2 protein-coding genes are annotated in these 3,875 nt (G+C 63.1%); both read right to left on the bottom strand.

The window, feature by feature from the left end; genetic code table 11:
- A partial coding sequence (gene pepN, locus AC1D0Z_RS17345) for an aminopeptidase N (RefSeq protein ID WP_477659460.1) occupies nt 1–2,526 on the bottom strand: 2,526 nt, incomplete at its 3' end.
- A gap of 68 nt (nt 2,527–2,594) precedes the next feature.
- Nucleotides 2,595–3,699, bottom strand: a protein-coding gene (gene prfB / locus AC1D0Z_RS17340) for a peptide chain release factor 2 (RefSeq protein ID WP_477659459.1) whose coding sequence is annotated in 2 segments (ribosomal slippage) — nt 2,595–3,617 and nt 3,619–3,699 — 1,104 coding nt in all. Because the reading frame shifts where the segments join, the coding sequence is not laid out codon by codon here.
- Between the last annotated feature and the right edge of the window lie 176 nt (nt 3,700–3,875).

Below are 3,875 nucleotides of genomic sequence, written 5' to 3'. Positions count from 1 at the left end.
AACATAACCCGCGGCGTCCGCGCGGTGAAAAGCTGCCGGGTTGCCCTGGCAGTAGGTGCTGACCACGCTGCGCGCCCGGTTGGGGTTGCGCAGGCTGAAGTCGGCATGCTTCATGAGCTGCTTCACGGCGGGCAGGATGTTGCCGCCGCGGTCGGGCGCGCCGGCCTGCAAGCCAAACCATTTGTCGATGACCAGGGCCTCGTCCTTGAACATGGCGTGGAACAGGGGCAATGCTTCGGCAGCCAGGGCGTGGCCGCTGGATACCAGCGCGGCCAACGCGTTGAAGCGGTCGGTCATGTTGCCGGCGTCCTTGAAGCGCTGCAGGGTCTTGCCCGGCCAGACGGTATCACCGGAGGCCTGGGCCGCCAGGCACAGGTGCGTGAGCGCCATGCCCGCGAGCGCGCGGCGGCCGCTGGAGGCCGGGTCCGGCGTGTACGCGCCGGTGTCGTGGTTGGCCTCATACACGGCTTGCCAGTCGGCTGCCAGTGCCGTGGCCAGTTGCAGGCGCATGGCTTCGCGCACGGCATGAATACGCTGCGGGTCCACCACGTCGAGCTGCTCGGCCAGGTAGGTTTCAGACGGCAGGGTCAGCACCAGTTCCTTAAATGCGGAGTCCAGCGCGGGGTGGCGCAGCACCTGTCGCATCGCATCAAGATATGCATCATCCAGCACCGCAGCCGTTACGGGGCCTGCGCCACCAGCTATGGATTTGATAGCGCGGTTGACGGCCAGGCGTTGCCMGGCTTCCCAGCGGTTGAAGGGGTCGCTGTCATGCGCCAGCAGGTGCAGCAGCTGGGCGTCGGTGTAGTCAAACTCCAGCACCACCGGGGCGGTGAAGCCGCGCAGGATGGACGGCACCGGCTCGGCATCGATGTTGACGAAGGTCAGCGTTTCGCCCGGTTGCGTCAGCACCACGTTGCGCGTACTGGCGGGGGCCTGGCTCTCACCGGCCAGCTGCAGCGGCAAGTCACGGCCGTCCGCACCCAGCAGGCCCAGGCCGACCGGTATGACAAACGGTTCCTTGACGGGTTGGCCTGCCGTGGGCATGCAGCTTTGCGACAAGGTCAGGGTGTAGGTGCGTGCCTCCGCGTTATAAGCACCCTGCGCGTGCACGCGCGGCGTGCCGGCCTGGCTGTACCAGCGCTTGAACTGCGGCAACAGGCGCGCAAGGTCCGACATCGGGTTGGCGTCGGCAATCGCCTGCGCGAAGTCGTCGCAGGTCACGGCGTGGCCGTCATGACGCTCAAAGTAGAGCGTCATGCCGCGGGCAAAGCCCTCACGTCCCACCAGGGTCTGCATCATGCGGACGACTTCAGCGCCCTTTTCATAAATGGTGACGGTGTAGAAGTTGCTGATCTCGACATAGCTGTCGGGCCGCACCGGGTGTGCCATGGGGCCGGCGTCTTCAGGGAACTGGGCGGTGCGCAACACGCGCACGTCTTCAATGCGCTTGACGGCGCGGGCCGAGGATTCGCCGCACAGGTCCTGGCTGAACTCCTGGTCGCGGAACACCGTGAGGCCTTCCTTCAGGCTGAGCTGGAACCAGTCACGGCAGGTGACGCGGTTGCCCGTCCAGTTGTGGAAGTACTCGTGGCCCACCACGCTTTCAATATTGGAGAAATCAACGTCCGTGGCGGTGGCCTGGTTAGCCAGCACGTACTTGGTGTTGAAGATGTTCAGGCCCTTGTTTTCCATGGCGCCCATGTTGAAGTCGCTGGTGGCRACRATCATGAAGCGCTCCAGGTCCAGCGGCAGGCCGAAGCGGGCCTCGTCCCAGGCCACTGAATGCATCAGCGAGGTCATGGCGTGCTCGGTCTTGTCGAGGTCGCCCGGGCGCACATAAACCTGCAGCACGTGCTCCTTGCCTGCGCGGGAGGTGATGCGTTGCTCGCGGGCCACCAGCTGGCCGGCCACCAGGGCAAAGAGGTAGCTCGGTTTCTTGTGCGGGTCTACCCACTTGGCGAAATGCCGCGCGCCGTTGGGGCCGGGCTCCAGCGGGCCCTGGCTGACCAGGTTGCCGTTGGACAGCAGCACCGGGTACTGCGCCTTGTCGGCACGCAGGGTGACGGTATAGCTGGCCATCACGTCCGGGCGGTCCAGGAAGTAGGTGATGCGCCTGAAGCCCTCGGCCTCGCACTGCGTGAAGAAAGAGTTGTTGCTGACGTACAGGCCCATCAGCTTGGTGTTCTTGGCGGGGCAGGTCGTGGTGAAGATTTCCAGCTCGAAGGGCTCAGCGCCTTCCGGCAGGTTTTCCAGCACCAGCTGGTTGCCTTCCATCTTGAAAGAGGTGCCCTGGCCATTGACCAGCACGCGCGACAGATTGAGTTCCTCGCCGTCCAGCTTCAGCGCCTGTGCCGGCACGTCGGGGTTGCGGCRCAGGCTCATCTTGTTGAGCACGCGCGTTTTCTGCGGGTCCAGGTCAAAGCACAGATCGACCGTGTCGATCCAGTAAGCAGGCGCGACGTAGTCGGCGCGGTTGATGACCACCGCGGCGCCGGGGCTCGCTCCGTCAAGCATATGCAGCATGGTTAATTCCTGAAAATCAAAATTTCACAACTTCCGGAACGCGTCCACAAAGACCCGTCCACACGTCCTCACACGCCTTGTTTCAGGGAGGCCTCAATAAACACGTCCAGGTCTCCGTCCAGCACCTTCTGAGTGGCCGAGACTTCCACATTGGTGCGCAGGTCCTTGATGCGGCTGTTGTCCAGCACATAGCTGCGGATCTGGTGGCCCCAGCCCACGTCGGTTTTGGTGTCTTCGAGTTTTTGCTGGGCTTCCTGTTGCTTGCGCAATTCAAAGTCATACAGCCGTGAACGCAGGCGCTTCCAGGCCACGTCGCGGTTGCTGTGCTGGCTGCGGCCGTCCTGGCACTGCACCACAATGCCGGTCGGGATGTGCGTCAGGCGCACGGCCGAGTCGGTCTTGTTGATGTGCTGGCCGCCGGCGCCGCTGGCGCGGAAGGTGTCGGTGCGCACGTCTGAAGGGTTGATTTCGATTTCAATCGAGTCATCGATCTCGGGGTAGACGAACACCGAAGCGAACGAGGTATGGCGCCCGCCCGAAGAGTCAAACGGCGACTTGCGCACCAGGCGGTGCACGCCGGTTTCCGTGCGTAGCAGTCCAAAGGCGTATTCGCCCTCGATCTTGATGGTCGCGCCCTTGATACCGGCCGTGTCGCCTGGCGATTCATCTTCAACCGTGGTCTTGAAACCCTTGCGCTCGGCGTACTTGAGGTACTGGCGCAGCAGCATGCTGGCCCAGTCGCAGGCTTCGGTACCGCCCGCGCCGGCCTGGATGTCAAGGAAGCAGGGCAGGGGGTCGGCCGGGTTGTTGAACATCCGGCGGAATTCCATCTTTTCGACTTCCGTGGCCACCTTGGCGGCTTCGGCTTCAATGGTCTGCATGCCGGCGTCGTCGCCCTCGGCCTTGGACATCTCGAAGAGCTCGGTGTTGTCGGCCAGCTCGGAGCTCAGGCGGTCAATGACGTGGACGACGTCTTCCAGCGATTTCTTTTCCCGGCCGAGTTCCTGCGCGCGCTTGGGGTTGTCCCAGACTTTTGGGTCTTCGAGTGCGGCGTTGACTTCGTTCAGTTTTCGTTCTTTGGCAGGGTAGTCAAAGATACCCCCGAAGCTCATTGACCCGGTTGCTGAGGTCCACAAGCTGGTTGCCGATGAGGTTGATGCGTTCTGCTTCCATGATTTTTCTGTCCTGAGATGTGTGATTGCCGCATTGGCGGCTGAACCGGCCATTTTCTCACGATCAGCGGGCTGTTTCATCGCCGGGCCGCCTCAAGATGAAACAAGCCCCTACATCCGTAGAAAGGGGCAGCGTACCGCCGAAGGCACGCGAAGCGACAAGCGTGGGGGCTATGA

Source organism: Polaromonas sp. P1_E3 (assembly GCF_056405935.1).
The sequence above is the reverse complement of the archived record's forward strand: the minus strand, read 5'-3'. Positions and strand labels throughout refer to the sequence as shown.